This is a genomic window from Pseudomonas sp. BBP2017 (genome assembly GCF_003024385.1).
GTDB lineage: Bacteria > Pseudomonadota > Gammaproteobacteria > Pseudomonadales > Pseudomonadaceae > Aquipseudomonas.
Window position 1 is genome coordinate 60,115 of the sequence record NZ_PVZN01000011.1, and the last position, 17,892, is coordinate 78,006.

18 protein-coding genes are annotated in these 17,892 nt (G+C 60.1%); all 18 read left to right on the forward strand.

From position 1 onward, the window contains the following. The first annotated feature begins 39 nt into the window (after positions 1–39). The 18 genes from C6382_RS14860 to C6382_RS14945 all read left to right on the forward strand — a co-directional run bounded on the left by C6382_RS14860 (position 40) and on the right by C6382_RS14945 (position 17,836). A complete protein-coding gene (locus tag C6382_RS14860) occupies positions 40–903 on the forward strand; it encodes a flagellin domain-containing protein (protein ID WP_107025174.1) in 864 nt (287 codons plus the stop codon). A gap of 73 nt (positions 904–976) precedes the next feature. Continuing rightward, entirely contained in the window at positions 977–1,333 is a 357-nt protein-coding gene (locus C6382_RS14865) for a flagellar protein FlaG (protein ID WP_107025175.1), read from the forward strand. Positions 1,334–1,402: 69 nt separating this feature from the next. Then, the gene (gene fliD / locus C6382_RS14870) at positions 1,403–2,788 is read left to right on the forward strand and encodes a flagellar filament capping protein FliD (protein ID WP_107025176.1); all 1,386 of its coding nucleotides are present in this window, start codon (positions 1,403–1,405) and stop codon (positions 2,786–2,788) included. A 126-nt stretch (positions 2,789–2,914) separates the two neighbouring features. After that, positions 2,915–3,310, forward strand: a complete 396-nt coding sequence (fliS, locus tag C6382_RS14875; protein WP_107025177.1) for a flagellar export chaperone FliS — start codon at positions 2,915–2,917, stop codon at positions 3,308–3,310. Between the two features lie 9 nt (positions 3,311–3,319). Continuing rightward, on the forward strand, positions 3,320–3,616 hold the full coding sequence (gene fliT, locus C6382_RS14880; RefSeq protein WP_107025178.1) for a flagellar protein FliT: 297 nt from the start codon (positions 3,320–3,322) through the stop codon (positions 3,614–3,616). Positions 3,617–3,786: 170 nt separating this feature from the next. After that, positions 3,787–5,262: a sigma-54 dependent transcriptional regulator gene (locus C6382_RS14885; protein WP_107025179.1), complete on the forward strand. Its 1,476-nt coding sequence runs from the start codon at positions 3,787–3,789 to the stop codon at positions 5,260–5,262. Positions 5,263–5,466: 204 nt separating this feature from the next. Continuing rightward, on the forward strand, positions 5,467–6,681 hold the full coding sequence (locus C6382_RS14890) for a PAS domain-containing sensor histidine kinase (protein WP_107025180.1): 1,215 nt from the start codon (positions 5,467–5,469) through the stop codon (positions 6,679–6,681). Further along, positions 6,678–8,057, forward strand: a complete 1,380-nt coding sequence (locus tag C6382_RS14895) for a sigma-54 dependent transcriptional regulator (protein ID WP_107025181.1) — start codon at positions 6,678–6,680, stop codon at positions 8,055–8,057. The genes C6382_RS14890 and C6382_RS14895 overlap by 4 nt, the downstream gene beginning before the upstream one ends. 120 nt (positions 8,058–8,177) lie before the next feature. Beyond that, the gene (gene fliE / locus C6382_RS14900) at positions 8,178–8,504 is read left to right on the forward strand and encodes a flagellar hook-basal body complex protein FliE (protein WP_010224994.1); all 327 of its coding nucleotides are present in this window, start codon (positions 8,178–8,180) and stop codon (positions 8,502–8,504) included. A gap of 15 nt (positions 8,505–8,519) precedes the next feature. Further along, positions 8,520–10,301 (forward strand): flagellar basal-body MS-ring/collar protein FliF, encoded by a 1,782-nt coding sequence (gene fliF, locus C6382_RS14905; protein ID WP_107025182.1) that lies wholly within the window; start codon positions 8,520–8,522, stop codon positions 10,299–10,301. Continuing rightward, positions 10,294–11,313 carry a flagellar motor switch protein FliG gene (gene fliG, locus C6382_RS14910; protein WP_107025183.1) on the forward strand — a complete coding sequence of 340 codons (1,020 nt, stop codon included), beginning with the start codon at positions 10,294–10,296 and terminating at the stop codon, positions 11,311–11,313. Before fliF ends, fliG begins: the two co-directional genes overlap by 8 nt. A gap of 86 nt (positions 11,314–11,399) precedes the next feature. Continuing rightward, on the forward strand, positions 11,400–12,161 hold the full coding sequence (fliH, locus tag C6382_RS14915) for a flagellar assembly protein FliH (protein ID WP_107025184.1): 762 nt from the start codon (positions 11,400–11,402) through the stop codon (positions 12,159–12,161). Continuing rightward, complete coding sequence (fliI, locus tag C6382_RS14920) at positions 12,151–13,515, forward strand: flagellar protein export ATPase FliI (protein WP_107025185.1); 1,365 nt, start codon at positions 12,151–12,153, stop codon at positions 13,513–13,515. The genes fliH and fliI overlap by 11 nt, the downstream gene beginning before the upstream one ends. 6 nt (positions 13,516–13,521) lie before the next feature. Beyond that, on the forward strand, positions 13,522–13,974 hold the full coding sequence (gene fliJ / locus C6382_RS14925; RefSeq protein WP_107025186.1) for a flagellar export protein FliJ: 453 nt from the start codon (positions 13,522–13,524) through the stop codon (positions 13,972–13,974). A 93-nt stretch (positions 13,975–14,067) separates the two neighbouring features. After that, positions 14,068–14,373 carry an STAS domain-containing protein gene (locus tag C6382_RS14930; RefSeq protein ID WP_107025187.1) on the forward strand — a complete coding sequence of 102 codons (306 nt, stop codon included), beginning with the start codon at positions 14,068–14,070 and terminating at the stop codon, positions 14,371–14,373. 8 nt (positions 14,374–14,381) lie between these two features. Beyond that, positions 14,382–16,082 carry a fused response regulator/phosphatase gene (locus tag C6382_RS14935; protein ID WP_107025188.1) on the forward strand — a complete coding sequence of 567 codons (1,701 nt, stop codon included), beginning with the start codon at positions 14,382–14,384 and terminating at the stop codon, positions 16,080–16,082. A 25-nt stretch (positions 16,083–16,107) separates the two neighbouring features. Next, positions 16,108–16,455, forward strand: coding sequence for an Hpt domain-containing protein (locus C6382_RS14940; protein WP_178082785.1), 348 nt, complete (start codon positions 16,108–16,110; stop codon positions 16,453–16,455). A gap of 82 nt (positions 16,456–16,537) precedes the next feature. Further along, complete coding sequence (locus C6382_RS14945; protein WP_107025189.1) at positions 16,538–17,836, forward strand: flagellar hook-length control protein FliK; 1,299 nt, start codon at positions 16,538–16,540, stop codon at positions 17,834–17,836. Positions 17,837–17,892 lie beyond the last annotated feature (56 nt).

Here is a 17,892-nt window from a genome sequence, read left to right on the forward strand (position 1 = left end):
GCCGGAAGCCGTAGTACCCAATCCAACGAGGAATTCGTCATGGCTTTGACCGTTAACACCAACACCACCTCTCTGGGCGTTCAGAAAAACCTGAACCGTGCTTCCGATGCACTGAGCACCTCGATGAGCCGTCTGTCTTCCGGCCTGAAAATCAACAGCGCTAAAGACGACGCCGCAGGCCTGCAGATCGCTACCCGCATGACCTCGCAGATCCGTGGTCAGACCATGGCGATCAAAAACGCCAACGACGGTGTTTCCATCGCCCAGACCGCTGAAGGCGCGATGCAAGAGCAGAGCAACATCCTGCAGCGTATGCGTGAACTGGCCGTTCAGTCGCGAAACGACTCGAACAGCTCGACTGACCGTGACGCACTGGACAAAGAGTTCCAGGCAATGCTGCTGGAAATCGACCGTATTGCTGACAGCACCCAGCTGAACGGCAAAAACCTGCTGGACGGCTCTGCTGGCGTCATGACCTTCCAGGTCGGTTCGAACACCGGTGGCGCAAACCAGATCACCATCTCCCTGAGCGGTGCGATGAAGACTGCCGGTGGTACCAACCCGGCTCTGACCGCACTGGCTGGCAAAAACATCAAGGGTGCCACTAGCGCTGCCGCTGAAACTAGCTTCAGCAACGCCATGACCGCCATCGACTCCGCACTGGATGCGATCAACGACAACCGTGCTGCCCTGGGTGCCGCGCAAAACCGTCTGACCAGCACCATCAACAACCTGCAAAACATCAACGAAAACGCCGAAGCTGCCCGTGGCCGTGTACAGGACACCGACTTCGCTGCTGAAACTGCCCAGCTGACCAAGCAGCAGACTCTGCAACAAGCCTCGACTTCGATTCTGTCCCAGGCTAACCAGCTGCCGTCGGCTGTACTGAAGCTGCTGGGCTAATCTGCTTAACGGCTGTGAGCGGGGGAGTGCACGTGTGGTGCTTCCCCGCTTTTTGCATTAAGAGGTGGTAGACATGGATATGAGCGTCAAGCTGAACTTGTCTTATCCGGCTGCACGCCCGGCCGAACAGGCCACCGACAAGTCGGCGACCCAGGTGGTCCAGGCGGCTAATGAAGCCCAGGCGCCTGCCGGGGACAAAACGTCTGAAACTGAACAAGTGAAAACCGCGGTCAAGGATATCGAGAAGTTTCTCGCCTCGAACCGCCGCAATCTTGAATTCTCCACGGATGAAGAGTCCGGCAGAATTGTTGTCAAAGTGATCGCCAGCGAAACCGGTGAACTGGTCCGCCAGATTCCATCGGAAGAAGTGCTGCGCATCGCCCACAGCCTGAGCGACGTGAACAGTCTGCTGTTCAACGCCAAGGTCTGATACCTTAAAGATTCAAATGTTCGCTAGAGTTGTTTGCTAGGGAGCAGCGCAACGGAGAGGGAGTTACTCATGGCAAGCCCAATTACAGCGAGCATCGGCACCGGTTCAGGCATGGACATTGGTGCAATCGTCAAAGTACTGGTTGATTCTGATACTGCGGCGAAGTCGAGTCAGATCAAGCGCCAGACGGCCAATAACTCGGCGATGATCTCTGGCGTTGCCTCGCTCAAGAGTGCGCTGTCGACTTATCAGGCGGCGATGAAGAAGCTCAATGATAAAGACGCGCCAGCCTTTCTCGCCTTTGCTGCAACCAGCGGCAATGAAAAGGCTGTGACGGCGACAGCCAACAACTCGGCGGTGGCCGGTACCTACCAGATCGAAGTTCTCAAGCTTGCCACCTCTTCGCGAGTAGCCAGTCAGACGTTTGCGGGCTTCGACGCGCCGATTTCCCCAGGCACTCTTGAGATTACTCAGAACGGCAAGGTCTACAAGGTCGAAGTAGGCGCCAATGCGACCCTGCAGACGGTGCGCGACAGCATCAACAGCACGTTGAGCAAAGATGGCATCTCCGCCAACATTATCAATGATGGTGGCAAGTCGCGGCTGGTGTTTGGTTCGACCACCACAGGGCTAGGGTCGGACATTTCGGTTGGTGGCATTCCCGAGTTGGTCATCAATAACAATGTTGTGATGGCGGGTGATGCGGCTGGTCGTATCGGTGAGCTGGCAATAAATGCCGAGGTCATGATCGACGGTATGGCGATTAGCAGCAAATCCAACAAGCTGGATAAAACTGTCAGTGGTTTGACCCTGGAGTTGAAGGCTGAAGGTGAGAAGTCGACGGTGACAGTCGGCCTCAATAGCGACGGATTGAAGAAAGACGTGCAGTCCTTCGTCGATGCCTACAACGCTTTGGTCCAGACGGTTAACAGTCTGACTGCAACGAGCAAAGATGCAGATGGCAAGACGGTACTGGGGTCGCTGACCGGTGATCCGACCTCGCGTTCGTTGTTGGCTGCGCTACGCTCCGAGCTGGCAGTTGCGCAATCCGGTGGTGGCCTGACCTCGCTGAGTCAGCTGGGCATCAACACTGCCAAGGATGGTACCCTCGAATTCAATGACACCAAGTTCAAGGCAGCGTTGAACGACAAGAAGCTGGGCGGTGAAGTACAGAAGCTGTTCACCCAGGACGATGGTGTGATCGCGCGGATGAACAAGGCCATTGATCCGTTCCTGCAGTCGGGTGGCTCGCTCGATAAGCGTAACGATGCGCTCAATCGCTCGCAGCGTTATCTGGCTTCGCAGCAGGAAGCGCTGGATTTTCGAATTGAAAGCCTGACCAACTCACTGACCAAGAAATATATCGCGATGGATGTCGTGGTCGGCAAGCTCAAGTCTCAGGCGGATGGTATTACCTCGCTTTTCGAAGCCATGAATGCTCAAGCCAAGAAGTGATATTGATCGCCAAAAGCCCGGCAGCATCCTTCGGATGCGTCGGGCTTTTTCTTTTCCGCTAAAGTTTTTTGACGCCCAGGCGATATAAGCGGTATACGAAACCTTTTAGTTGTGACGAGGTAGAACATGAACCCTATGTTGGCCCTTCGCCAGTACCAGAAAGTCAACGGCGTGGCGCAGACCTCCGTGGCCAGCCCGCATCGTCTGGTACAAATGCTGATGCAGGGCGGCCTGGACCGTATTGCTCAGGCCAAGGGTGCGATGGCGCGCAATGACATCGCCCAGCGCGGCATCTTGATCGGCAAGGCTATCGGTATCGTCGGCGGCCTGCGCGAGGGTCTGGATCTGGAAAACCATGCAGACTCGTTGACCGATCTGGACAACTTGTATTCCTACATGAGCAAACGCCTGGTCGAGGCCAACGTACAGAATGACCCGGAAATCCTCAACGAGGTGGCCCGTTTGCTGATTACCGTCAAAGAAGGCTGGGACGCTATCGGCGATCAATCCGCCGACGTCTAGGAGGCTGTGATGAGTGTCGTGCTCGAACGTATCGAACAAACCCGCGAAGCACTGCTGGGTGCCCTGGCCAGTCGCGACTGGGAGGCGATCAGCGAGCTCGACGTCAACTGCCGGTTGTGTGTCGATGATGTGCTGGCCGAAGCATCAGTCAACGAAGAAGTGTTGCGTAGCAGCCTTGAAGAGTTGCTTGGGGTCTACCGGCAACTAATTGAGGTTGCAAGTGACGAGCGTCAAACAATAGTCGATGAGATGACGCAGATCCGGCAAGCCAAAAACGCGGCAAAGGTATACCATTTGTTCAGCTGAAGCTGGGCAAAACCAGAAACAGGGCGCCATAAATTTGACTCTGTGCGGTTTTTTGACTTAACTAGTGGCTGTTTTCAAATTTCAGACGTCCGAACACTGACCGTTCAGTCGGAATGATGTCGAGCTTGCCCACAATAGGGCGCCGAGATGACTAGGGAAGTTGCTATTGCATGTGGCGTGAAACCAAAATTCTGCTGATCGATGACGATAGCACTCGCCGCCGCGACCTGGCGGTGGTTTTGAATTTTCTTGGCGAAGAAAATCTACCCTGCACAAGCCAAGACTGGCAGCAGGTGGTTGAGTCGTTGTCATCCAGTCGTGAAGTACTCTGTGTCCTGGTCGGGACCGTGAACGCTCCGGCAAGTCTCGTGGGCTTGCTTAAGACAGTGGCTGCGTGGGATGAGTTCCTTCCGGTTCTGCATTTGGGTGAAATTTCTTCTGCAGAGCTGCCGGAAGAGCTGCGCCGCCGCATTCTTTCCAACCTTGAAATGCCACCGAGCTATAGCAAGCTGCTTGACTCGTTGCATCGTGCCCAGGTCTATCGCGAGATGTATGACCAGGCCCGCGAGCGCGGTCGCCAGCGTGAGCCGAATCTGTTTCGCAGCCTGGTAGGCACCAGTCGCGCCATCCAGCATGTGCGCCAGATGATGCAGCAAGTGGCCGATACCGATGCCAGTGTGCTGATCCTCGGCGAGTCGGGCACGGGCAAGGAAGTGGTTGCGCGTAACCTGCACTACCACTCCAAGCGCCGCGAAGCGCCATTCGTGCCGGTCAATTGCGGTGCGATCCCGGCCGAGCTGCTGGAAAGCGAACTGTTCGGTCACGAGAAGGGCGCTTTTACCGGTGCTATCACCAGTCGTGCCGGCCGTTTCGAGCTGGCCAATGGCGGTACCCTGTTTCTTGACGAGATCGGCGACATGCCGCTGCCGATGCAGGTCAAGCTGCTGCGCGTGCTGCAGGAGCGGACCTTTGAGCGGGTTGGCAGCAACAAGACCCAGGGTATCGATGTGCGCATCATCGCCGCGACCCACAAGAATCTGGAAAGCATGATCGAGGCGGGTACCTTTCGCGAAGACCTGTACTACCGCCTGAACGTGTTCCCCATCGAGATGGCCCCGCTGCGTGAGCGTGTCGAAGACATCCCGCTGCTGATGAACGAGCTGATCTCGCGCATGGAGCACGAAAAGCGCGGCTCGATCCGCTTCAATTCGGCGGCGATCATGTCCCTGTGCCGTCATGGCTGGCCGGGCAACGTCCGTGAACTCGCCAACCTGGTCGAGCGCATGGCGATCATGCACCCCTACGGTGTGATTGGCGTGACGGAGCTGCCAAAGAAATTCCGCTACGTTGATGACGAGGACGAGCATCTGGTCGACAGTCTGCGTTCGGATCTGGAAGAGCGTGTGGCAATCAACGGCAGCTCGCCGAGCTTCGCTACCCATGCCATGCTGCCGCCCGAGGGTCTGGACCTCAAAGACTACCTGGGCGGGCTGGAGCAAGGGCTGATCCAGCAGGCGCTGGATGATGCCAATGGCATTGTCGCGCGCGCCGCCGAGCGTCTGCGCATCCGGCGCACGACCTTGGTGGAAAAGATGCGCAAGTACGGCATGAGCCGTCGTGATGGAGATGAACAGGCGGAGGATTGACGCCTGGCCTGTCATGGTGGAGAGCAAGGACGCTCCGCTGTGCACAATATCCCTACCTTTCCAAGGGCTGTAGCGCCCGTCTCATCTGCCTTTGCTGCGCTGTCTGATGGTCTGCGGCACAAAGCGCCAAGTTATCCGGCACGGCTATTGCTATAACGCAGGCAACATACCGTTTTATGACGGTCAGCCACGCGAGAGAGCATGATGCCCCAGGCCGCCCCCATCTCCAGTGTCCCCAAGTCGAAGGGGCAGAACGCTGCCGAGCAGGAAAGTCGCCTTGGCCTGGAGCAGGCCTTTGCTCTGTTCGACCAGGTCTCCAGTCAGCTGAATCAATCCTATAACCTGCTCGAAGCCCGGGTCAGCGAACTCAAGGGCGAGCTGGCGGTGGTCAGTGCCCAGCGCATGGCCGAGCTCGCTGAGAAGGAGCGTCTGGCCAACCGCCTGCAGAACCTGCTTGATCTGTTGCCGGGTGGGGTCATTGTCATTGATGGCCAGGGTCGTGTGCGCGAGGCCAATCCTGCCGCCTGTGATTTGCTTGGTGAGCCGCTGGTGGGTGAGTTGTGGCGCCAGGTGATCGCCCGCAGTTTCGCCCCGCGTGAGGACGACGGCCATGAGGTGTCGCTGCGCGATGGCCGGCGCCTGTCGATTGCCACCCGCTCGCTGGATGCCGAGCCTGGGCAGCTGGTGCTGCTCAATGACCTGACCGAAACCCGTCACTTGCAAGGTGAGCTGGCCCGCCATGAGCGCTTGTCGTCGCTGGGGCGGATGGTCGCCTCGCTGGCGCATCAGATCCGTACGCCACTGTCGGCGGCCTTGCTGTACGCCAGTCACCTGGCTGAGCAGAGCTTGCCGTTGGAAACCCAGCAGCGCTTTGCCGGCAGTCTCAAAGAGCGTCTGCATGAGCTCGAGCATCAGGTGCGCGACATGCTGGTGTTCGCTCGCGGCGAGCTGCCGCTGACTGAGCGGGTGACACCCAAGGCGCTGTTTCAAGCACTGCAGCAGGCCGCCCAGGCCCATGTCCAGGGGCATGCGGTGCGCTGGCAGTGCGACAGTCACCTGGGAGAGTTGCTGTGCAATCGCGACACCTTGGTCGGCGCCTTGCTCAACCTGATTGAAAATGCCCTGCAGGCCAGCAGCGAGCCGGTGCGCCTGAAGGTGCATCTGTATCGTCGCGGGCAGCTGCTGCGTCTGTGTGTCAGTGATGCCGGGGCGGGGATCGACAGCGCGTTGCTGGCACGTCTGGGTGAGCCGTTCCTTACCACCAAAGCCACCGGTACTGGCCTTGGCCTGGCAGTGGTAAAGGCGGTGGCGCGGGCGCATCAGGGGACTTTGCAGTTACGTTCGCGGCCGGGTCGTGGCACCTGTGCGCTGGTGACGTTGCCGCTGATTGATGTGCTGAAAATGGAGAATGAGCAATGAAGGCAATCAAGGTGCTGCTGGTCGAGGATGATCGGGCACTGCGTCAGGCCTTGGGCGATACCCTGGAGCTGGGTGGATTTGCTTATCGTGCGGTCGGCTCGGCCGAAGAGGCGCTGGAGGCTGTGGCTGAAGAGACGTTCAGCCTGGTGGTCAGCGACGTCAATATGCCGGGTATGGATGGGCATCAGTTGCTGGCCCGCTTGCGTGCGGGTCAGCCGCAATTGCCGGTGTTGTTGATGACCGCTCATGCTGCCGTCGAGCGCGCGGTCGAAGCCATGCGTCAAGGGGCGGTGGATTATCTGGTCAAGCCGTTTGAGCCGCGGGCATTGCTTGAACTGGTGGCGCGTCATGCCCTTGGAGTGGCCGCCAGTGTGACTGATGAAGGCCCGATTGCTTGTGAGCCGGCCAGTGCGCAATTGTTGGAGCTGGCCACGCGCGTGGCGCGTAGCGATTCCACGGTGTTGATCTCCGGCGAGTCGGGCACTGGCAAGGAAGTGCTGGCGCGGTTTATCCACCAGCAATCAACCCGGGCCAGTCAGCCGTTCGTGGCGATTAACTGCGCGGCGATTCCGGACAACATGCTCGAAGCGACCCTGTTCGGTCACGAAAAGGGCTCCTTCACCGGGGCGATCGCCGCCCAGGCGGGCAAGTTCGAGCAGGCTGATGGCGGTACGCTCTTGCTCGATGAAATTTCCGAGATGCCTCTGGGGCTGCAAGCCAAGCTGCTGCGTGTGTTGCAGGAGCGGGAAGTGGAGCGGGTCGGCGGGCGCAAGCCGATTGCCCTGGATATCCGCGTCGTTGCGACCACCAACCGTGATCTGGCGGGGGAGGTAGCAGCCGGTCGTTTCCGTGAAGACCTGTTCTATCGACTGTCGGTGTTCCCCCTGGCGTGGCGACCGCTGCGCGAGCGTAGCGCCGATATTCTGCCGCTGGCTGAGCGCCTGCTGGCGCGTCACGTCAATAAAATGAAGCATGCGCCGGTGCGCCTGTCGCCTGAGGCTAAAGCTTGCCTGCAGGGGTATGCCTGGCCAGGCAACGTGCGCGAGCTCGATAACGCCATTCAACGGGCGCTGATTCTGCAGCAGGGTGGGGTAATTGAAGCGGCGGATTTTTGTCTGGCCGGTGCCATGCCGATGTTCACTGCTGCCCCGCTGAGCGCAACGTCAGTGCCGCCGCCGGTTGAGGCGCCAGGTGGTTTGGGTGATGACATGCGTCGTCACGAGTTCCAGATGATCATCGATACCCTGCGCTCCGAACGCGGGCGCCGCAAGGAAGCGGCTGAGCGTTTGGGTATCAGTCCGCGGACCCTGCGCTACAAGCTGGCGCAGATGCGCGATGCCGGGATGGATGTCGAGGCCAGCCTGTTCGCCAGCTGATGGGTGGGAATATTCACGCTTTTATTCGGCTTGTACGCAGAGCTGGCACTTTTGTTGCTAAGTCCTGCGTATCCGCTGCGTGAGTGTCAAAAAAATGCGGGCCGTCGGAGAGAGAAGTCCATGAGCCAAGGTGTTGAGTTTAATCGATTGATGTTAGACATGCGGGCCATGCAAATGGACGCCATGTCGATGCCGAAAGCGGCAGCTGCGCCTGAGCTCGGTTCAAGTAATTTTGCCGACATGCTGGGGCAGGCCATCAATAAGGTCAGTGACACTCAGCAGGCTTCCACGCAACTGGCCAACGCCTTCGAAATCGGCAAGAGCGGTGTCGACCTGACCGACGTGATGATTGCTTCGCAGAAAGCCTCGGTATCCTTTCAAGCCTTGACCCAGGTGCGTAACAAGCTGGTCCAGGCCTATCAAGACATCATGCAGATGCCGGTATAAGGGCGAGATTGAGTCATGGCCGAAGCAGTCGTCGATAACGTGCCCGCCAAAGGCAGCGCATCAGCGCCCAAGCCGCCGTTGTTCGGCATGTCGTTCCTGGAAAACATCTCGCAGATGCCCATGCTGCGTCAGGTTGGCCTGCTGGTCGGTCTGGCCGCGAGTGTGGCCATCGGTTTTGCCGTGGTGCTCTGGTCGCAGCAGCCCGACTACCGTCCACTGTACGGCAGCTTGGCGGGCATGGACACCAAGCAGGTCATGGAAACCCTGGCCGCTGCCGATATTCCCTACAACGTCGAACCCAATTCCGGCGCCTTGCTGGTCAAGGCTGACGACCTCTCCCGTGCCCGCCTGAAGCTGGCCGCCGCCGGTGTGGCACCGAGCGACGGCAATGTCGGCTTCGAGATTCTCGACAAGGAACAAGGTCTGGGTACCAGTCAGTTCATGGAGGCCACCCGTTATCGCCGTGGCCTTGAAGGTGAGCTGGCGCGCACCGTCTCCAGCCTCAATAACGTCAAAGCCGCTCGCGTGCACCTGGCTATACCGAAGAGCTCGGTGTTCGTCCGTGACGAGCGTCGGCCGAGTGCCTCGGTGCTGGTCGAACTGTATCCGGGCCGCGCTCTGGAGGCCGGTCAGGTGATGGCGATTGTCAACCTGGTGGCAACCAGTGTGCCGGAACTGGACAAGTCCCAGGTCACCGTGGTGGACCAGAAGGGCAACCTGCTCTCCGAACAGCTCGCCAGCTCCGAACTGACCATGGCTGGCAAACAGTTCGACTACAGCCGCCGCATGGAAGGCATGCTCACCCAGCGTGTGCACAATATCCTCCTGCCAGTGCTGGGCAATGATCGCTACAAGGCCGAAGTGTCGGCCGATGTCGATTTCAGTGCCGTCGAATCCACTTCTGAACAGTTTAACCCTGATCAGCCGGCGTTGCGCAGTGAGCAGTCGGTCAATGAGCAACGCTCCAGCAGCATGAGCCCGCAAGGTGTGCCGGGCGCCCTGAGCAACCAGCCGCCTGGCCCGGCTTCCGCGCCGCAAACCACTGGTGGTACGCCAGGGGCCACTGCCGCGGTCCAGCCTGGGCAGCCACTGCTCGATGCCAACGGCCAGCAGATCATGGATCCGGCCACCGGCCAGCCGATGCTCGCGCCTTATCCTGCGGACAAGCGCCTGCAGTCGACCAAGAACTTCGAGCTGGACCGCTCCATCAGCCATACCCGTCAGCAACAGGGCCGCCTGAACCGGCTGTCGGTGGCGGTGGTGGTTGATGATCAGGTCAAGATTGACCCGGCCACCGGTGACAGCACCCGTGCACCCTGGGGCGCTGAAGACCTGGCGCGCTTCACCCGTCTGGTGCAGGACGCGGTGGGCTTCGACGCCAGTCGTGGCGACAGTGTCAGCGTGATCAACGTGCCGTTCGCCGCTGACCGTGGCGAGGTGATCGCCGAAATTCCGTTCTACTCGCAGCCGTGGTTCTGGGACATCATCAAGCAGGTCATGGGGGTACTGTTCATCCTCGTGCTGGTGTTCGGTGTGCTGCGCCCGGTACTTAACAACATCACCGGCAATGGCAAGCAAAACGCCGGTGCCGATGGCGACATGGAACTGGGCGGTATGCTCGGTCTGGATGGCGAACTGGCCAACGACCGCGTGAGCCTGGGTGGTCCGCAAAGCATTCTGTTGCCGAGCCCGAGCGAGGGCTACGATGCGCAGCTCAACGCAATCAAGAGCCTGGTGGCTGAAGATCCGGGTCGTGTGGCACAGGTCGTGAAAGAGTGGATCAACGCCGATGAGTGACAACCGAGCCCTTACCGCCAAACTCACCCGGGTCGACAAGGCGGCGATCCTGCTGCTGTCCCTGGGCGAAACCGATGCCGCTCAAGTGCTGCGGCACATGGGGCCCAAGGAAGTGCAGCGAGTTGGCGTGGCCATGGCGCAGATGGGTAACGTGCATCGCGAGCAGGTCGAGCAGGTAATGAGTGAGTTCGTCGAGATTGTCGGCGACCAGACCAGCCTGGGTGTCGGCTCCGACGGCTACATCCGCAAGATGCTCACTCAAGCCCTGGGTGAAGACAAGGCCAACGGCCTGATCGACCGCATCCTGCTCGGTGGCAACACCAGTGGCCTGGACAGCCTCAAGTGGATGGAGCCGCGTGCCGTGGCTGATGTCATCCGCTATGAGCACCCGCAGATTCAGGCCATTGTTGTCGCCTACCTGGACCCTGACCAGGCCGGTGAAGTGCTGGGCAACTTCGACCATAAGGTGCGCCTGGACATCATCCTGCGCGTCTCCTCGCTCAATACGGTGCAACCGGCGGCGCTCAAGGAGCTCAACCAGATCCTCGAGAAGCAGTTCTCCGGCAATTCCAATGCGGCGCGCACCACCCTGGGTGGTATCAAGCGTGCTGCTGACATCATGAACTTCCTCGACAGCTCCGTGGAAGGCCAGCTGATGGACGCGATCCGCGACATCGATGGCGATCTCTCCGAGCAGATCGAAGACCTGATGTTCGTCTTCAACAACCTTGCCGATGTCGACGATCGCGGTATCCAGGCGCTGCTGCGCGAGGTCTCCTCCGACGTGCTGGTGGTTTCCCTCAAGGGCGCCGACGAGAGGGTCAAGGACAAGATCTTCAAGAACATGTCCAAGCGTGCCTCGGAACTGCTGCGCGACGATCTGGAGGCCAAAGGGCCGGTACGGGTCAGCGATGTCGAGACGGCGCAGAAGGAAATCCTCACTATCGCCCGCCGTATGGCCGAAGCCGGAGAGATCGTGCTCGGTGGCAAGGGCGGCGAAGAGATGATCTAAAGTCTATCGCGGGGCAAGCCCGCTCCTACAGGGGAGGGCTCTGTGGGAGCCGGCTTGCTCCGCGATTTTTTTGAGTGCGTGCAATCATGTCAACCAACGAGCACCTGAGTGAACTGATTCGCGCCGATGAAGTCGAGGCCTTCAATCGCTGGGCGCTGCCCAGCTTCGACCCGGAGCCCGAACCTGAGCCGGAACCTGAGCCTGAAGTGGTTCAGGAAGAAATCGAGGAAGTACCGCTGGAGGAAGTCCAGCCGCTGACCCTCGAGGAGCTCGAAAGCATTCGTCAGGAAGCCTACAACGAAGGCTTTGCCACCGGTGAGCGCGAGGGCTTCCACAGCACCCAGCTCAAGGTCCGTCAGGAAGCTGAAATTGCGCTGGCGGCCAAATTGGCCAGCCTCGAACAACTGATGGGTAACCTGCTGGAGCCAATTGCCGAGCAGGACAGCCAGATCGAGAAAGCCCTGGTCAAACTGGTCGCGCACATGGCCCGGGAAGTCATCGGCCGTGAGCTGCGCGGCGACTCCAGTCAGATCGGCCAGGTGCTGCGTGAGGCCCTGAAGCTGCTGCCCATGGGCGCTGACAACATCCGTATTCATATCAACCCGCAGGACTTCGAGCAGGCCAAGGCCTTGCGCGAGCGTCACGAAGAGCGCTGGAAGTTGATTGAAGACGAGGCGCTACTGCCGGGTGGCTGCCGTATCGAAACCGATCATAGCCGCATCGATGCGACCATGGAAACCCGTATCGACAAGGCCCTGGCGCAACTGTTCGATCAAATGCACGACCAAGGCTTGCATCCGGCGGCGCCTGATTTGACGGTCGATCTGGACGACACCAATGCGCCTTGAACGTACCAGTTTCGGCAAGCGCCTGGGCACCTATGCCAACAGCGTAAAGTTGCCTGACCAGCCCGTCGTCGAGGGTCGCCTGCTGCGCATGGTCGGCTTGACCCTGGAAGCCGAAGGCCTGCGTGCTGCGATTGGCAGCCGCTGCGTGGTGATCAACGACGACAGCTACCACCCGGTGCGGGTCGAGGCGGAAGTCATGGGCTTCGCCGGCAGCAAAGTGTTCCTCATGCCGGTCGGCAGTGTCGCTGGGATCGCGCCAGGGGCGCGGGTTGTGCCGCTGGCCGACAACGGCCGTCTGCCCATGGGTATGAGCATGCTCGGTCGGGTCCTTGACGGTGCTGGCCGGGCGCTGGATGGCAAAGGCGGGATGAAGGCCGAAGACTGGGTGCCGATGGACGGTCCGACCATCAACCCGCTCAATCGCGACCCGATCAGTGTGCCGCTGGATGTCGGTATCCGCAGCATCAACGGCCTGCTGACCGTAGGTCGTGGCCAGCGCTTGGGCCTGTTCGCCGGTACCGGGGTGGGCAAGAGTGTGCTGCTGGGGATGATGACTCGCTTTACCGAAGCCGACATCATCGTGGTCGGTTTGATCGGTGAGCGGGGTCGTGAGGTCAAGGAGTTCATCGAGCATATTCTTGGCACCGAGGGCCTCAAGCGCTCGGTGGTCGTGGCCTCGCCCGCTGACGATGCGCCGCTGATGCGTCTGCGTGCCGCCATGTATTGCACGCGGATTGCCGAATACTTTCGTGACAGGGGCAAGAACGTCCTGTTGTTGATGGATTCGCTGACCCGTTTCGCCCAGGCCCAGCGGGAAATCGCCCTGGCCATCGGCGAGCCGCCAGCGACCAAGGGTTATCCGCCCTCGGTGTTTGCCAAGTTGCCCAAACTGGTGGAGCGAGCCGGCAATGGCGAGGCGGGCGGTGGTTCGATTACCGCGTTCTATACCGTGCTGTCTGAGGGTGACGACCAGCAGGATCCGATTGCTGACTCGGCGCGCGGTGTGCTCGACGGGCATATCGTGTTGTCGCGGCGCCTGGCTGAAGAAGGGCATTATCCGGCCATTGATATCGAAGCTTCGATCAGTCGGGTCATGCCTCAGGTGGTCAGTCCTGAGCAGATGCGCGAGGCGCAACAGTTCAAGCAGCTGTGGTCGCGCCTGTCGCAGAGCCGCGACCTGATCAGCGTTGGCGCTTACGTGGCCGGTGGTGATGCCGAAACTGACCTGGCCATCGCGCTGCAACCAAAACTGGTGCATTTCCTGCGTCAGGGCCTGAACGACAATGTGGGTATGCAGCAGAGTCGCGAGCATCTGGCCAGTGTGTTCGCCCAGCCTAAATCCGACGCAGGCTGATAGGCCATGGCCCAGGCCAGTCGTGCCGCGCGTCTGACCCCTGTGGTGGAAATGGCCGAAAATGCCGAGCGCCAGGCTGCTCAGCGTCTGGGGCAGTTTCAGCAACAGGTGAATTTGGCGCAGACCAAGCTCGCCGAACTCGACCGCTTTCGCGAAGATTACCAGCTGCAATGGATCGACCGCGGCGGGCAGGGCGTTTCCGGCAGTTGGCTGGTCAACTACCAGCGCTTTCTCGGGCAACTGGAGAGCGCCATGACCCAGCAGCGCCAGAGCCTGGCCTGGCACCAGAACAACCTCAATAACGCCCGTGGCACCTGGCAACAGGCCTATGCCCGGGTCGAAGGGCTGCGCAAGCTGGTCCAGCGCTATATTGACGAGGCGCGGATGATCGAAGACAAGCGCGAGCAAAAACTGCTCGACGAGTTGTCCCAGCGCTTGCCGCGTCATGATCGCTATTGACGCAGGCCTTGACCGGGAGGGGTTGCCCCCGGGCTGTCGGACTGCTAAACCTTCTTGGTGTCTGCAATCGTCGTAAAGGAAGGAATCGCCAACATGGCAGTTGAATCTGAAATGTCCCAGGATGGGAAAAAGCTGACGATCCAGGTCAAAGGGCGCTTTGACTTTGGCAAGCATCAGGAATTTCGTAATGCCTATGATCGCAAGGGCCAGAAGCCAGGCTTGGTGGTGGTCGACCTCAAGGACGCTACCTACCTGGACAGCTCGGCGCTCGGCATGCTGTTGATGCTGCGCGATTACGTCGGCGGTGAAGCGTCGGACGTGCGGGTGGTCAACACCAACTCGGACGTGCGCAAGATCCTCGCCATCTCCAACTTCGACAAACTGTTCGACATCAGTTGATCCAGGCCATGCCTGAATCACGCCTGACCGTGCTGATCGTTGAGGATGGTGCGGCGGATCGTCTGCTGCTGGCACGAATCGTCAGCAAGCAGGGTCATGCGGTGCTCACCGCTGAAAACGGCGAGCAGGCGGTGGCATTGTTTGCCGAGCAGCGTCCGCAACTGGTGTTGCTCGATGCGCTGATGCCGGTGATGGATGGTTTCGAGGCGGCGCGGCAAATCAAGGCACTGGCCGGTGAGACGCTGGTGCCGATCATCTTTCTGACCTCGCTCAGTGAAGACGAAGCGTTGGTGCGCTGCCTGGAAGCGGGGGGCGACGATTTTCTGGCAAAGCCCTACAGCCCGGTGATCCTGGCCGCCAAAATCAAGGCCATGGATCGCCTGCGCCGCTTGCAGGCCACGGTGCTGGAGCAGCGTGATCAGATCGCCCGTCATCACCATCACCTGCTCAACGAACAGCGGGTGGCCAAGGCGGTGTTCGATAAAGTCGCCCACGCCGGTTGCCTGAATGCCCCTAATATCCGCTACCTGCAGTCACCTTATGCGCTGTTCAACGGTGATCTGCTGCTGGCGGCATTTACCCCGTCCGGTGACATGCATGTGCTGCTGGGTGACTTCACCGGGCATGGTTTGCCCGCCGCCGTCGGTGCGATGCCGCTGGCCGAGGTTTTCTACGGCATGACGGCCAAGGGGTATGGCCTGGCCGAAACCCTGCGCGAGATGAATGCCAAGCTCAAACGCATCCTGCCGGTGGATATGTTCTGCTGCGCGCTGCTGCTCAACCTGAGTTTCCAGCGACGCATGGTCGAGGTGTGGAACGGCGGTATGCCCGATGGTTACCTGTTGTCTGCTGACGGCGGTGCGCCGTTGCCGTTGGTGTCCCGGCACTTGCCGCTGGGTGTGCTGGCCCCGGAACGCTTCGACGATTCAACTCAGGTCCTGCCCCTGGCTCTGGGCGAACGCCTGTTGTTGCTGTCCGACGGCGTGGTTGATACCAGTGACGAGAGCGACCGGCTGTTCGGGGTCGAGCGGCTGCTTCAGGTGCTTGGTGATAATCGCCAGCCGGATCTTTTGTTCGAGGAGATCAATCAGGCACTGGAGGCGTTCCGCGGCTGCTCGCGTGATGATGTGAGTTTGCTGGAGATTGCGGTTGTCGAGCCGGATGCATTGGCGCCACCGTCAGTGATCTATTCTGACAGCGGGCAATCCACGCCGCTGGACTGGTCGCTGCAGTTCGAGTTTCGCGCCGAGACGATCAAGCGCTTCAATCCGTTACCGTATCTGTTGCAGTTGCTACAGGAGATACATGGTTTGCGTGCCCAGAGCGGAGCGTTGCACAGTGTGCTCAGCGAGCTGTATTCCAATGCCCTGGAGCATGGGGTGTTGGGGCTCGATTCTGAGCTCAAGCGCGATGCCCAGGGGTTCGGCGAATACTACCGTCGGCGCAATGAGCGTTTGCAGGCGCTGAGCAGCGGCTATATTCGAATAGGGTTGCGTGTTGAACCGCAAGGCTTGGGAGGGCGTCTGTGCATTGAAGTCGAAGATAGCGGCAAGGGCTTCAGTGTGGCTACGGTGCTCGCCCGTCCGCTGGTAGAGCAGGGCTTGTATGGGCGCGGACTGAACCTGATACGCAGGCTGAGCCGGCGTGCCGAATGGGCTGACGAAGGGCGCCGCGTATGCGTGGAGTTCGCCTGGGAGGCTCTGGCATAATCCAACTTGATCAAGGAGTGAGCAAGTGTCCAATATCCACATCGATCACGAGGTGTTAAACGGCTTGCAGGAGGTCATGGAAGATGACTACCTGACGTTGCTCGATACCTTTCTTGATGATTCCGATAAACGCCTTGGCCAGTTGCGCAAGGCCACCAGTCCCGAAGAGCTAGGCTATGCCGCGCACAGCTTCAAGGGCAGCAGCAGCAACATGGGCGCCAAGGCTCTGGCCGAGTTGTGCCGGCAGCTGGAAGAGCGCGTCAAGCAACCACCGCTGAATGACATCGAAGACCTGATTAATCAGATCGATCGCGAATATGAGGCTGTTCGCCAGTTGTACGCTGTTGAGCGTCGGCGAGTTTCGATTGGCTGAGGTTGCGCTTTTGATCTTGGCGCGACTCTTGCTAAGTTCTCGATAGTTATTATTCAAGACCCTCTGTCGCGGAGAATCCTACATGCCGGTCGCTTCCAATCCATTGCTGCAGGTCAGTGCTGCGACAAAGGCGTCACGCGCTGCCGTCAGCCAGCCGGACAAGCCGCTGCAGGCGGCGAACGACAAAGCCTCGGGCTTTTCCAGTGTGTATGCGCAGCAGTCCCGGGAAAAGTCGTCTGCGGCCGCCGACAGCCTCAATCGTGAGCACCGTGTTCCGGAGGGGGAGGACGTTGCCGGCGGCAAGGGGGCTGCCGCCGAGCAGTCGAAGTTTGCCGACAGCGGCAAGGCATTGCCTGAGGGCCAGGAGGGTACACTTGCCGTTGACGGCGAAAGTGCAGACCCGACGCTTCTCGATCCCAATCTGGTGGCCGGTCAAGTGACCGATGCGCAGCCTGGTGCCCAGTTGATTCAGGCTCAGGCTGAGGCGGTGGCGCCGGTTGTCCAGGCGGCCCAGCTACAAGCCCAGGCTGCGCCGGCAGCGACCCTCGCAGTAGCGCCTGAGTTCGATCCGCAGGCCGATCCGCTGGCCGACCTGCCAGCCTTGCGCATGGCGCTTGAGCAGAGCGCGCAGGCGCAGGGAACCACCTCGGCGCACGCCGCCACTAAACCGGCGACAGCTCAGCCTGAAGCAGCGCCAACCCAGCCTGCCGTCAATACCCTGGCGGCGCTGCTTGATAAACCGGGTGCTGATACCGAGCAGGGCGAGGCGGGCGAGAAAGCGTTTTCCGGGTTGCTCGATGATGGCCTCAAGGACCTCAAGAGTGCCTCCAGTGACACCCGCGTGGATAACTTTGCTGAGCGCTTGAGCACTCTGACCCAGGCGGCCACGGCAAAAACCGCCAATGCTGTGCCGGTCGCCGCAGCGCCTTTGCATCAGCCACTGGCGATGAACCAGGGTGGCTGGACCGAAGGCTTGGTCAATCGAGTGATGTACCTGTCCAGCCAGAGTTTGAAGTCAGCCGACATCCAGCTGGAGCCGGCAGAATTGGGTCGTCTGGACATTCGTGTCAACCTGGCACCTGAGCAGCAGGCGCAGATCACCTTCACCAGTGGCCATGTTGGCGTGCGTGAAGCGCTGGAAAACCAGGTGCACCGCCTCAAGGAAATGTTCGCCCAGCAAGGGCTCGGCCAGCCGGATGTCAATGTCGCCGATCAATCGCGTGGCCAGCAGCAACAGCAGGGCAACCCTGACTCGCCGCGTTTGAGCGGTGTGGCGGCGCGGCGTAATGCGGCGGGCGAAGAAGGTGAGGTTGCTGCAAGCGCTGCCCCTGTCGAGCGGCGGACCGTGATCGGCTCCAGCGCAGTCGACTACTACGCCTGATTTCTCCCTGTGGGAGCGGGCTTGCCCCGCGATTGCAGACGGTCAGCCACATCGCA